Genomic DNA, 11,705 nt, shown 5'->3' with positions numbered 1-11,705 from the left:
GCGACGTTGACCGACGTTGACCGCGCGGGAGGCCCGCCGGCTCGCCGCCGACCCGGCGGTGGAGTACGTCGAGCAGGACCAGGTCGTGCGGGCGCACACCACCCAGACCAATGCTCCCTGGGGTCTGGACCGCATCGACCAGACCGCCCTGCCGCTCAGCACCACCTACAGCTACACCTCCACCGGCGCGGGCGTCACCGCGTACGTGATCGACACCGGCATCCGGGTCACGCACGCCGAGTTCGGCGGCCGGGCCGTGCACGGCTACGACGCCGTGGACAACGACTCCGTCGCCCAGGACGACAACGGTCACGGCACGCACGTCGCGGGCATCATCGCCGGCAGCACGTACGGCGTGGCCAAGCGCGCGCGGGTCGCGGGCGTGCGGGTGCTCAACGGCCAGGGCAGCGGCACGATCGCCGGTGTCATCGCGGGCGTCGACTGGGTGCGGCTGAACGCGAGCCGTCCCGCCGTGGCGAACTTCAGCCTCGGCGGCTCGGCGTCCGTCGCGCTGGACGACGCGGTGCGCCGGCTGATCGCCTCGGGCGTCACCGCGTCCGTCACCGCCGGCAGCAGCAACGCCGGCGTCGGCAACACCTCGCCCGCCAGGGTCGTCGAGGCCATCACGTCGGGCGCCCACACGCAGACCGACGCCAGGGCGCCGTTCTCCAACTACGGCCCGGGCGTGGACCTGTACGCGCCGGGCATCGGCATCACGTCGGCGTGGCACACCACCGACACCGCCACCAACACGCTCAGCGGCACGTCCATGGCGACCGGGTTCGTCACCGGTGTCGCCGCCCGGTTCCTCCACCTCAACCCCGACGCCCTCCCCTCCCTGGTGCAGACCGAGCTGACGCGCTCGGGACCTGTGCCGTGGGGCGGCCGGCTCCTGCACTGGTCGCCCGCGAGGTAGCAACCCCACCCTTCACCCTGCAAAGGAACCCGCCATGCGCACACTGCTGTCCGGCCTGGGCGTCGCCGCCCTCGCCGCCGTCACCCTCACCGTGCCGGCACACGCCGAGGGCGCGGTGCTGCACGCCGGCTCGGCCACCGCCGTGCCCGGCAGCTACATCGTCAAGCTCAAGGACGTCACGGCCGCGGACGCGCTCACCGCCCGGCTCGACGGCCAGGTCACCCGCACGTTCCCGGCGCTGCACGGCTTCGCCGCGACGTTGACCGCGCGGGAGGCCCGCCGGCTCGCCGACGTTGACCGCGCGGGAGGCCCGCCGGCTCGCCGCCGACCCGGCGGTGGAGTACGTCGAGCAGGACCAGGTCGTGCGGGCGCACACCACCCAGACCAACGCGCCGTTCGGCCTCGACCGGATCGACCAGCGCGCGCTGCCGGTCAACGGCACGTACAGCTACACGTCGACCGGGCTGCGCACCCGCGCGTACGTGATCGACACGGGCATCCGGGCCACGCACACCGAGTTCGCGGGCCGCACCTGCGCGGGCTACGACGCGGTGGACAACGACACCGTGCCGCAGGACGACAACGGTCACGGCACGGCCGTCGCGTCCCTCATCGCGGGCCGCGTGAACGGCGTCGCGAAGCAGGCGTTGGTGTGCGGCGTCCGGGTGCTCAACGGCACCGGCGGCGGCACGACCGCGGGCGTGATCGCGGGCATCGACTGGGTGGCCCGCAACCACGTCAAGCCCGCCACGGCCAACCTCAGCCTGGGCGGCGGCGCGTCCACCGCGCTGGACGACGCGGTGCGCCGGCTGATCGCCGCGGGCGTCACGGCGTCCGTCACGGCGGGCGGCAGCGCCTCCGACGCGGCCAACTACTCGCCGGCCCGCGTGCGGGAGGCGCTCACGTCCGGCGCGGCCACCAGGACCGACACCCGGGCGACGTTCTCCAACTACGGCGCGGTGGTCGACGTCTACGCGTACGGCATGAACATCACCGTGGCGTGGCACACCGGCGACACCGCCACGAACACGATCAGCGGCACGTCGCTGTCCACGGCGTACGTCACCGGCGTGACGCTGCGCTTCCTCCAGCTCAACCCCACCGCCACACCCGCGCAGGTGCACTCGGCGGTCGTCACCGAGGCGACGCCGCTGTCGTGGGGCCGACTGCTGTACTGGTCGCCGTCCCGCTGACCACGGGACCAGGTGACCACGTGGGCCGGCTGACCAGCTGACCTACTGCTCGGCGAGGTGAGCCGACGGGGCGAGTTCGTGGCGCATCACGAGCTCGCCGCCGTCCACCTCGCCGGTGTCGGTGAAGCCGAACGCCGCGTACAGGCCGCGTGCCACCGCGTTGCCCGGCACCACGCTCAGCTCCAGCTCGGTGCGGCCCTCGGCCCGCGCCACGTCGGCGATCGCGGCCAGGCCCTTGCGGCCGAGCCCGCGACCCTGCACGCGGCGGTCGATCATGAACCGGACGATGTGCAACGCCTCCGGCCGGTCGCGCTCGAGGAGGGTGAAGCCCACCAGCTCCTCTCCGCTGAACAGCGCAAGGGGCTGCAACTTCGGGCGGTAGATCCAGGCGTCCGCGATCGACTTGAGGTTCGTCGCGACGAACGCCCGCTGCTCCTCGTGGACCTCCAGGCCGATGACGGCCCGGTAGTTGTCCTCGGTGACCGGTTCCAAACGCATGTCCGGACCGTAGCGCCGCGGTCACCAGACCGCGCCCGGATTTTGGGAACACGCTGGTCACACGGTTTATTGACGCTGAGCGTTCAACTGGCAAATGTTCACACTTCCGAGTTAACGCACTAGTTGCCTACGGTGATGACTGTCAGCGAGGGCAAGGTGGCCCAACGTCACCCCCGAGCCCTGCACAGCTCCTCGGGGTGGGTTGGGGTCACCGTCGAAGAACGGAATCCGCATGCGACAGTCACGACAGGTCCGGTTCCTGGCCGGGGTCGGGGCGACGGCGCTCGCCGTCACCGCGTCCTCCCTGTTGGCCGCCCCGGCGCAGGCCGCCGAGGGCGAGATCCGCGCCGCCGACGCGACGAACAAGGTCCAGAACCACTTCATCGTGAAGCTCAAGGACGGCTCGGCCGCGTCCGCCGAGAGCCTGGCGAACCAGTACGGCGGCCAGGTCGACACCGTGTACCGCAGCGCGTTGAACGGCTTCGCCGTGTCGCTGCCGGAGCAGGCCGCCAAGCGGCTCGCGGCCAACCCGGCCGTCGAGTACGTCGAGCAGGACCAGGTCTTCACCATCCAGGCCACCCAGACCAACCCGCCGTCGTGGGGCATCAACCGGATCGACCAGCGGAACCTGCCGCTGGACACGTCCTACAGCTACACGTCCACCGGCTCGGGCGTGAACGTCTACGTCATCGACACCGGTGTGCGGATCACCCACAGCACCTTCGGCGGCCGTGCGCGCAACGGCCGTGACGCGGTCGACAACGACAACGTCGCGCAGGACGGCAACGGCCACGGCACGCACGTGGCGGGCACCATCGCGGGCAGCCAGTACGGCGTCGCCAAGGGCGCGACGATCTACGGCGTGCGCGTGCTGAACAACGCCGGCAGCGGCACGCTCGCCGACGTGATCGAGGGCATCGACTGGGTGACCTCGAACCACGTCAAGCCGGCCGTGGCGAACATGAGCCTCGGCGGCGGCGTGTCCAGCACGATCGACGCGGCCGTGCGCCGCTCGGTCGCGGCGGGCGTGACCTACGCCGTCGCGGCGGGCAACAGCAACGCCAACGCGTCCAACTACTCCCCGGCCCGCGTGGCCGAGGCCATCACGGTGGGCGCGACCACCAACACCGACGCGCGTGCCAGCTACTCCAACTACGGCTCGATCCTGGACATCTTCGCGCCGGGCTCGTCGATCACGTCGGCCTGGCACACCAGTGACACGGCCACCAACACCATCAGCGGCACCTCGATGGCGACCCCGCACGTCGCCGGCGCGGCGGCCCGCTACCTGCAGGGCGCCCGCACGGCGACCCCGTCCCAGGTGTCGAGCTACCTGGTCGGCCAGTCGACGCCGAGCAAGGTGACCAGCCCGGGCACCGGTTCCCCGAACCGCCTGCTCTACCTGGCGCCCAGCGCCTGATCGAGCACTCCGCGCACCGGGGCCGTCCCTCATCGGGGCGGCCCCGGTCGCACGTCGTCACCCTGAGGGTTCACACGTAGATCGACAGCGCGAGCGACGCCACCCAGCAGACGCCGATCACCTGGAGCACGTGGTCGCGCAGCGCGATGCGCTCGGGCTCGCCCGCGCCGCCGTCGTCCACGTCGACCGCGTACCGCAGCACGGCCACCACGAACGGCACGATCGACAGCATCGCCCAGCCGGAGTTGTAGTCGCCGCGCTCCCGCAGCTCGAACGCCCACAGCGCGTAGGCGAGGATCATGATCGCGGCGGCGGTGGCCCACACGAACCGCAGGTAGCTGGCCGAGTAGCGGCGCAGCGACGCGCGGATCTCCGCGCCCGTCCGCTCGAACAGCACGATCTCGGCGTACCGCTTGCCCGCCACCATGAACAGCGAGCCGAACGCCGTCACCAGCAGGAACCACTGCGACAGCGGGATGCCGGCCGCGATGCCGCCCGCGATGGCGCGCAGCAGGAACCCCGACGCGACGATGCACAGGTCGATCACCGGCTGGTGCTTCCACCCGAGGCAGTAGCCCAGCTGCGCGGCGCAGTAGACGGCGATCACCACCACCAGCGGCGGACCGGAGCACAGGGCGACACCGACGGCCGCGACGAACAGCGCCGCCGCCGTGACGTAGGCCGTGCGCGCCGAGACCACGCCGGCCGCGATCGGGCGGTGTCGCTTCGTCGGGTGCGCGCGGTCGGCGTGCACGTCGATCGCGTCGTTGACGAGGTACACCGCGGAGGCGGCCAGGCAGAACGCGACCAGGGCCAGCCCGGTGTCCAGCAGCACGGCCGGCTCGCCCAGCCGGTTCGCGGCGAACGGCGCGGCCAGCACGAGGAGGTTCTTCACCCACTGGTGCGGCCGGGCCGCGTGGACCAGCCCGGCGATCGCGCCGGCGGGGCGGGTGGCGGTGGTGGTCATCCCGCCGCACCGCCGTCCAGCTCGCGGCCGACGAACCCGCCATCCAACTGGCGCCTCACGAGCCCGCCGAGCACCGCGCCCAACGCCGCGCCCGCCGCCACGTCGGTGGGGTAGTGCACGCCGAGCACCAGCCGGGACAACAGCATGGGCGGCACGAGCACCGGTTCCAGCCGGCGGCCGGTGAGCCGCGAGAACAGCACCGCGGCGGCGGCGGTCGACACGGCGTGCGCGGACGGGAAGCTCAGCCGGCTGGGCGTCCCGGCCAGCACGGCCACCGACTCGTCGTCCGGGCGCTGCCGCCGGACCACCCGCTTGACCACGATGGCGACAGCGTGCGACCCGGCGACCCCGGCGGTCGCGACCAGCCAGTCCCGCCGCCGCGCCCGGTCCACGGCCGCGCCCGCCAGCCCCACCGCCAACCACCCGGCGCTGTGCTCGCCGAACCACGACAGCCCGCGTGCCGACGCCACCACCAGCCGGTGGCCGAGCGCGCGCTGAACGCGGCTCAGGACGGTGATCTCGGCAGCCACGGCGGTCCTCCTGCGGTCGACGGTGCGGGGGTGTCGGGTGGCCATCACGGCACCTGGCCGGGGCGCAGGGTCGGGCCGCACCGGCCGCGCAGGGCCTTGGTCTGCTCGTGGTGGGCGCGCGCCACCTGCTCGCGCTGGTAGTCGCGCATCGCGGTCAACGTCGCCCCGTCCGGCACGGCGTCCCGGCGCACCCAGTCCTCGGCGACCGGTCCGGCCGAGAGCACGTGGTAGTCCGCCGCCAGCCGCGGGTCCTCGGCGATGCCGGTCGCCTGCGACCACGCGCCGTGCGAGTGGATGAACGTGGGCTTCACCCGCTCGAACACGTGGTCGCGGACCCCGGCCATGTCGCGGGCGCCCCAGAGGTCGGCGAGCCGGGGCTCGGTCAGCCCGACCAGGTCGACCACGGTGAGCCTCGACGTCAACGCGGTGCCGCCGACGTCCGGCAGGAGCAGAGTGGCGTGCTCGACGCCGAGGACGTCCGCCTGACCGTTGAACCCGCGCCCGAACGTGTCGGCGATCAGGCACAGCGGCACGGTGGGGTAGGCGCGGAACTGCCGCGCCACCGTCGCGAACTGGGCGGCGGTGGGCAGGATCGCGAGGACCAGTGCCACCGACAGCGCGATGCGCCGCCGCGTCCGGCCCCGACCCAGCGCCCGTGCGACGGCGAAGACGGCGGTCAGCGCGCCGAGCACCCACACCGGCGTGGCGAACCGCAGCTGCTCCATCCAGTCCGGCGCCAGCACCGCGAACCCGAGCAGCGCCAACCCCAGCGGCACGAGCAGCGCGACCAGACCCGCGGCCAACCGGGTGCGCCGGGCCAGCACCAGCCCCACGCACACCGCCACGACCAGCACGGCCAACGCGCCCGCGTAGCCCACCACCTCGCCGACCCGCGTGAACTGCGCGGGCTCCGGCGGCTCCTGGCTCTTCGCCACCGCGGGCAGCGCCAGCCACCGGCCGAACTCCACCCGCCGCCACGCCACGTACGCGCCGAACGGCACCAGGAACACCGCCGTGGACAACGCCACCGACCGCACCGCCGCCGCGAGCCCGGCCCGGCGCAACGCCAGCAGCACCAGCAGCGGGTACGCCCCGGCGTAGACCAGCCCGTCCGGCCGGGTCAACGCGGCCAGCGCGACGAGCAGCCCGGCGGTGACCGCCACGCGCCCGGACAGCAGCCGGTCGTCCAGCACCGCACCGAACAGCACCACCGCCAGCCAGCACGTCACCAGCGCGTACAGCGGGTTCTCCAACCCGGAGAACACCCAGACCACGAACGACGGGATCGCCGCCAGCACCGCGCCGAACGCCACCGTCACCAGACCGGGCCGGCGGAACACCCGACGCGCGGCCGTGTGGCAGGCCAGCAGCACGCCCGCGCAGCACAGCACCGCGACCGCCTTGGGGAACAGCACGTAGTCCGGCACGCCGAACAGCACGCCCCGGTCGAACAGGCCGACGAGCTTGCCGAGCGCCAGCACCGCCAGCCACGCCGGGTTCGAGTACCCCTCGGTCGGCCCGAGGCCGGGCTGGAGGACCGAACCCGCGCCGTCCGCGATGTTGCGCGCGTACGCGAACGTGATCGCGGCGTCGTCCACCAGCCAGTTGCCGTACAGCGCGCCGTGCGCGGCGATGAGCGCCGTGCCGCCCGCCACCGCGGCGACCGTCAGGGGCCACGACCGGCGCGGAGGTCGAGACGGCGGCGCCGGGTCGCGGACGCGCTCGGGCGCGGTCGTCGCGGTCACGCCGGCAACCGCCGGAACACCGCGCGCGGCAGGTGCCGCAGCGCCGACATGACCAGGCGCAGCGGCGCGGGCGCCCACACCAGCTCGCGCCGGTCGCGGACCGCGTTCACGACGACCGCGGCCACCTGGTCCGCGGTGCTCGACAACGGCGCGGCCCGCAGGCCGTCGGTCATCCGGGTGTGCACGAACCCCGGCCGCACCACCGTGACGGTGACGCCCTCGGGGCGCAGCGCCTCGCCCAGCCCCAGGTAGAACGCGTCCATCCCGGCCTTGGTCGACCCGTAGACGAAGTTCGACCGCCGCACCCGCTCACCCGCCACCGAGGACAGCGCGACGATCACGCCGTGCCCCTGCTCGCGCAGCCGTGCGGCGAGCCCGACCCCGACCGACACCGCGCCGGTGTAGTTGACCTCGGCCAGCTCGACCGCCGCCTCGTGGTCCTGCCAGGCGCGCTCGGCGTCGCCCAGCACCCCGAACGCCACCAGCGCCACGTCGATCCCGCCGTCGGCGAAGGCCTTGTCCAGCACGGTGGGGTGGCTGCCGACGTCACGCGCGTCGAAGTCCACCGCCGTCACCGGCACGCCCGCCGCCGTCAGCTCCGCCACCGCCGCGTCACGGCGGGGGGAAGGCCGGGCGGCGAGGACCACGCGCGGCTTGCGGGCGGCGGTGTAGCGCCGGACCACCGCCAGCGCGATCTCGGACGTGCCGCCCAGCACGAGCAGGCTCTGCGGATTGCCCACGGCGTCTATCACAGCTTCAACCTCCTGGACATGTCGGACGCGAAAACGCCGTCCGGGTCGACGGACGCGCGGACCGCGCGCCACTCCTCGAATCGGGGGTAGCCGCGGCGGACGGCGTCGGCCGTGGTCCGCGACTCCTTGGCCAGGTAGTGCCGCCCGCCCGCGCCGAGCACCAGCTCGTCCAGCTCGTCGCACAGCTCGCCGAGGCCCGGCCGGACCGGCAGGTCCACGCACAACGTCCAGCCCGGCATCGGGAACGACAGCGGCGCGCGGTTGCCCGGCCCGAACCGCTTGAGCACGTTCAACGCCGACACGTGGCCGGACGAGGCGATCCGCTCCACCACCCGCCGGACCACGTCGACCGCGGCGAACGGCACCACGAACTGGTACTGCAGGAACCCGCGCGGGCCGTAGCCCCGGTTCCACTCGCCGATCACGTCGAGCGGGTGCAGGAACCGGGTGATGTTCTGCACCTGCCCGTACCGCGTGGGCGACTTGCGGTACCAGAGCTCGCTGAACGCCCGGCCGGTCGCCCGGTTGAGCAGCCCGGACGGCAGCACGTCCGGCACGGTGAGCAGCCGGGGCGCGTCGAACGCCAGCGGGTCGCGCCGCAGCTTCCGGGGCAGGTCGCGGAGCGTGGCGTGGTTCGCCCTGGTCAGCACGCCCCGGCCCAGTCGCGGCCCGGTGGCCGTGACGTCGAACCACGACACCGACTCGGCGTACCGGTCGTCGTCGGCGGACTGGCGGGCCAGCAGGTCGTCCAGGTTGTCGACCCGCTCGGTGTCCACCACGAAGTAGGAGGTCTCCACCGGGACGACGCGCAGCGTCGCGCGCAGCACCACGCCGGTCAGGCCCATGCCGCCGACGGTCGCCCAGAACAACGCCGAGCCCGCGCCGTCGGGGGTGAGCGTGCGGACCGAGCCGTCCGCGGTGAGCAGGTCGAGCGACCGCACGTGGTCGCCGAAGCTGCCCACGACGTGGTGGCCCTTGCCGTGCACGTCGGCGGCGATCGCGCCGCCCACGGTGACCTGGCGCGTCCCGGGCAGCACCGGCGGCCACAGCCCGTGCGGCAGCAGCGCCCGCATCAGGGCGTCCAGCGAAACGCCCGCCTCCACGTCGACGAGGCGGTCGTCCACCGCGATCCGGCGAATGCGGTCGAATCGGGTCATGTCCAGCACGACGCCGCCCGCGTTCTGCGCCGGATCGCCGTAACTGCGGCCCAGGCCGCGGGCGATCACACCCCGTTCACGGGATTCTTTCACGATATTCGCGGCGGCCTGGTAATCACGTGGGGAAACGAGCCGCGCGACCGTCGGCGCGGTGCGGCCCCAACCGGAGAGCCTGACTAGCATCGGCGCGGTCCAACGAACATTGTTTTCCATCCGGGAAGGGTGACAACGTGGTGCGAAACGGCGGCGCGACCCGGCAGGCGGTCACGTTCGTGCTGGTGGGCGGGTTGTGCGCGCTGATCGACTTCGGTGTTTACAGCGCTCTGCTCGCCTGTGGCGCGGGGCCGCACGCCGCCAAGGCGGTCAGTTTCGCGCTCGGCACGACGGCGGCCTTCTCCCTCAATCGGCGGTTCACGTTCGGTGGCTCCACGGGAGGTGTCCGGCAGGTCGCGGCTTTCGCGCTGCTGTACCTCACCACATTCGCCGCCAACGTATTGGTCAACGCGCTCGCATTGCACCTGCTGCCACCCTTTCGAGTGGAGTACGCGGTCGCGTGGCTCGTGGCGCAGGGCGTGGCGACGGCCGTCAACTTCGCGGTGCTGCGCGCGGTGGTCTTCCGCGTCGGGAAACCTGGTGGCGTCGACCAGCGGGTCGTTGGCTAGCCTTGACGACCAGTCGTCAGTCGAGCTGGCCGCAGAGGCAGCAGACCAAGAAGCAGCAAACCCGAGGAGAGCAGTTCCCGTGATGCGCACGCACGAGGCCGGGAAGCTCCGCGCCGAGCACGCCGGGCAGTCCGTCACCCTGACCGGGTGGGTGGCCCGCAGGCGCGATCACGGCGGCGTGATCTTCATCGACCTCCGGGACGCCTCCGGGGTGGCGCAGGTCGTCTTCCGCGAGGGCGAGATGGCCGAACGGGCGCACAAGCTGCGCTCGGAGTACGTGGTCAAGGTCGTCGGCGAGGTGACCCGCCGCCCCGAGGGCAGCGAGAACCCCGAGCTGCCCACCGGCGACATCGAGGTCTACGTCAGCGAGCTCGAGGTGCTCAACGAGTCCGCGCCGCTGCCGTTCCAGCTCGACGAGCACCTGGAGGTCGGCGAGGAGGCCCGTCTCCGGCACCGCTACCTCGACCTGCGCCGCAGCGGCCCGGCCAAGGCCATGCGGCTGCGCAGCGAGGCCAACCGGATCGCCCGCGAGGTGCTGCACGCCGAGGACTTCGTCGAGGTCGAGACGCCGACCCTGACCCGCTCCACCCCGGAGGGCGCGCGCGACTTCCTGGTGCCCGCCCGGCTGCGCCCCGGCTCCTGGTACGCGCTGCCGCAGTCCCCGCAGCTGTTCAAGCAGCTGCTGATGGTCGGCGGCCTGGAGCGGTACTACCAGATCGCCCGCTGCTACCGCGACGAGGACTTCCGCGCGGACCGGCAGCCCGAGTTCACCCAGCTCGACATCGAGATGAGCTTCGTCGAGCAGGACGACGTGATCGCGCTCGGCGAGAAGGTCGTCTCCGCGCTGTGGAAGGACCTGGCCGGCCACGAGATCGCCCGGCCGTTCCGCCGCATCTCCTACGCCGAGGCCATGGCCAAGTACGGCACGGACAAGCCGGACCTGCGCTTCGACCTCGAGCTGACCGAGCTGACCGAGTACTTCAAGGACACCCCGTTCCGGGTGTTCCAGGCGGCGTACGTCGGCGCGGTCGTCATGCCCGGCGGCGCGTCGCAGCCCCGCCGCACGCTCGACGCGTGGCAGGAGTGGGCCAAGCAGCGCGGCGCGCGCGGGCTGGCGTACGTGCTGGTCAACGAGGACGGCACGCTCGGCGGCCCGGTCGCCAAGAACCTGTCCGACGCCGAGCGCGACGGCCTGGCCAAGGCCGTCGGCGCGAACCCGGGCGACTGCGTCTTCTTCGGCGCGGGCGAGCCGGACGGCGCGCGCGCCCTGCTCGGCGCGGCCCGCGTGGAGATCGCGCACCGGGTCGGCCTGATCGACGAGAACGCCTGGTCGTTCGTGTGGGTCGTGGACTTCCCGATGTTCGAGGCGGTCGACAAGATCGGCGACGACGTGGCGGTGGGCAGCGGCAAGTGGACCGCGCTGCACCACGCGTTCACCTCGCCGACGCCGGAGTGGATCGACCGGTTCGAGGAGGACCCGGGCAACGCCCTGGCCTACGCCTACGACATCGTCTGCAACGGCAACGAGATCGGCGGCGGGTCGATCCGTATCCACCGCGCCGACGTGCAGCAGCGGGCGTTCCAGGTCATGGGCATCTCGGCCGAGGAGGCGCGGGAGAAGTTCGGCTTCCTGCTCGACGCGTTCGCCTACGGCGCGCCGCCGCACGGCGGCATCGCGTTCGGCTGGGACCGGATCGCCATGCTGCTCGGCGGGTACGACTCGATCCGCGAGGTCATCGCGTTCCCGAAGAGCGGCGGCGGCTACGACCCGCTGACCGCCGCGCCCGCGCCGATCACCGCGCAGCAGCGCAAGGAGGCGGGCGTCGACTTCAAGCCCGCGCCCGCGGAGCAGTCGGCCAAGTAGC

Annotated in this window: 11 protein-coding genes; 5 read left to right on the top strand and 6 right to left on the bottom strand. The window is 72.9% G+C overall.

Annotated features, from left to right (window positions below; all coding sequences use genetic code 11):
• Window positions 1–16: 16 nt before the first annotated feature.
• Entirely contained in the window at window positions 17–916 is a 900-nt protein-coding gene (locus ADK67_RS17320; RefSeq protein WP_442974159.1) for a S8 family serine peptidase, read from the top strand.
• Window positions 917–1,209: 293 nt separating this feature from the next.
• Window positions 1,210–2,109, top strand: a complete 900-nt coding sequence (locus ADK67_RS17315) for a S8 family peptidase (RefSeq protein ID WP_331459306.1) — start codon at window positions 1,210–1,212, stop codon at window positions 2,107–2,109.
• Window positions 2,110–2,151: 42 nt separating this feature from the next.
• Here the strand turns inward: ADK67_RS17315 and ADK67_RS17310 are convergent, their stop codons facing one another.
• Window positions 2,152–2,607: a GNAT family N-acetyltransferase gene (locus tag ADK67_RS17310; RefSeq protein ID WP_053717455.1), complete on the bottom strand. Its 456-nt coding sequence runs from the start codon at window positions 2,605–2,607 to the stop codon at window positions 2,152–2,154.
• A 232-nt stretch (window positions 2,608–2,839) separates the two neighbouring features.
• On the opposite strand from ADK67_RS17310, the gene ADK67_RS17305 reads away from it, so the two are divergent.
• Window positions 2,840–4,027 (top strand): S8 family peptidase, encoded by a 1,188-nt coding sequence (locus tag ADK67_RS17305; protein ID WP_053717454.1) that lies wholly within the window; start codon window positions 2,840–2,842, stop codon window positions 4,025–4,027.
• Window positions 4,028–4,097: 70 nt separating this feature from the next.
• Here the strand turns inward: ADK67_RS17305 and ADK67_RS17300 are convergent, their stop codons facing one another.
• From ADK67_RS17300 to ADK67_RS17280, 5 genes are read right to left on the bottom strand one after another with little or no spacing between them, the layout of a single operon-like run.
• Entirely contained in the window at window positions 4,098–4,994 is an 897-nt protein-coding gene (locus ADK67_RS17300) for a decaprenyl-phosphate phosphoribosyltransferase (RefSeq protein WP_053717453.1), read from the bottom strand.
• Window positions 4,991–5,569, bottom strand: coding sequence for a phosphatase PAP2 family protein (locus ADK67_RS17295; RefSeq protein WP_053717452.1), 579 nt, complete (start codon window positions 5,567–5,569; stop codon window positions 4,991–4,993). Before ADK67_RS17295 ends, ADK67_RS17300 begins: the two co-directional genes overlap by 4 nt.
• Entirely contained in the window at window positions 5,569–7,269 is a 1,701-nt protein-coding gene (locus tag ADK67_RS17290; RefSeq protein WP_157620499.1) for a hypothetical protein, read from the bottom strand. The genes ADK67_RS17295 and ADK67_RS17290 overlap by 1 nt, the downstream gene beginning before the upstream one ends.
• Entirely contained in the window at window positions 7,266–8,021 is a 756-nt protein-coding gene (locus tag ADK67_RS17285) for a decaprenylphospho-beta-D-erythro-pentofuranosid-2-ulose 2-reductase (protein ID WP_053717451.1), read from the bottom strand. The genes ADK67_RS17290 and ADK67_RS17285 overlap by 4 nt, the downstream gene beginning before the upstream one ends.
• The gene (locus tag ADK67_RS17280) at window positions 8,018–9,361 is read right to left on the bottom strand and encodes an FAD-binding oxidoreductase (RefSeq protein WP_053717450.1); all 1,344 of its coding nucleotides are present in this window, start codon (window positions 9,359–9,361) and stop codon (window positions 8,018–8,020) included. Before ADK67_RS17280 ends, ADK67_RS17285 begins: the two co-directional genes overlap by 4 nt.
• A 47-nt stretch (window positions 9,362–9,408) precedes the next feature.
• Here ADK67_RS17280 and ADK67_RS17275 point away from each other — a divergent pair, with 47 nt between their 5' ends.
• Entirely contained in the window at window positions 9,409–9,840 is a 432-nt protein-coding gene (locus ADK67_RS17275) for a GtrA family protein (protein WP_053717449.1), read from the top strand.
• Window positions 9,841–9,919: 79 nt separating this feature from the next.
• Window positions 9,920–11,704, top strand: coding sequence for an aspartate--tRNA ligase (gene aspS / locus ADK67_RS17270; protein WP_053717448.1), 1,785 nt, complete (start codon window positions 9,920–9,922; stop codon window positions 11,702–11,704).
• The last annotated feature ends 1 nt before the right edge of the window (window position 11,705 follow it).

Source organism: Saccharothrix sp. NRRL B-16348, assembly GCF_001280085.1.
Classification (GTDB): domain Bacteria; phylum Actinomycetota; class Actinomycetes; order Mycobacteriales; family Pseudonocardiaceae; genus Actinosynnema.
Note: the sequence above shows the minus strand (reverse complement) of the source record. Positions and strands in the feature narration are given on the sequence as shown.

Coding starts and splice junctions, on each gene's coding strand:
- ADK67_RS17310 (WP_053717455.1), bottom strand. CDS start 2,607: ATGCGTTTGGAACCGGTCACCGAGGACAACTACCGGGCCGTCATCGGC.
- ADK67_RS17305 (WP_053717454.1), top strand. CDS start 2,840: ATGCGACAGTCACGACAGGTCCGGTTCCTGGCCGGGGTCGGGGCGACG.
- ADK67_RS17300 (WP_053717453.1), bottom strand. CDS start 4,994: ATGACCACCACCGCCACCCGCCCCGCCGGCGCGATCGCCGGGCTGGTC.
- ADK67_RS17295 (WP_053717452.1), bottom strand. CDS start 5,569: ATGGCCACCCGACACCCCCGCACCGTCGACCGCAGGAGGACCGCCGTG.
- ADK67_RS17280 (WP_053717450.1), bottom strand. CDS start 9,361: ATGCTAGTCAGGCTCTCCGGTTGGGGCCGCACCGCGCCGACGGTCGCG.